The 281-nt window shown below is 62.6% G+C and carries 1 pseudogene; it reads left to right on the top strand.

Going from position 1 to position 281, the window contains the following annotated elements:
- Positions 1 to 281, top strand: a pseudogene (locus tag JYB63_RS23045) (6-hydroxynicotinate 3-monooxygenase); the annotation flags it as partial.

The raw sequence follows: 281 nt of genomic DNA, 5'->3' as shown, positions 1-281 counted from the left end.
CGTTGCAGCTCTCCGCGCTGCAGCCCGGCACCCTGCACTTCGGCAAATGCCTGAGAAAAATTGAAGATCGCGGTGACGAGGTGGTGCTGAACTTCGTCGACGGCACCTCGGCCCACACCGACATCGTGATCGGCGCCGACGGCATCAATTCGCGCATTCGTGAGCACCTGCTGGGCGCTGAAGCGCCGACCTACAGCGGCTGGGTGGCCCACCGCGCGCTGATCCGCGGCGAGAAGCTGGCGAAATACAATCTGACGTTCGAAGACTGCGTAAAGTGGTGG

The organism is Aliamphritea spongicola (assembly GCF_017051665.1).
Taxonomy (GTDB): domain Bacteria; phylum Pseudomonadota; class Gammaproteobacteria; order Pseudomonadales; family Balneatricaceae; genus Amphritea; species Amphritea spongicola.
This window is presented reverse-complemented; position numbering and strand designations above follow the sequence as displayed.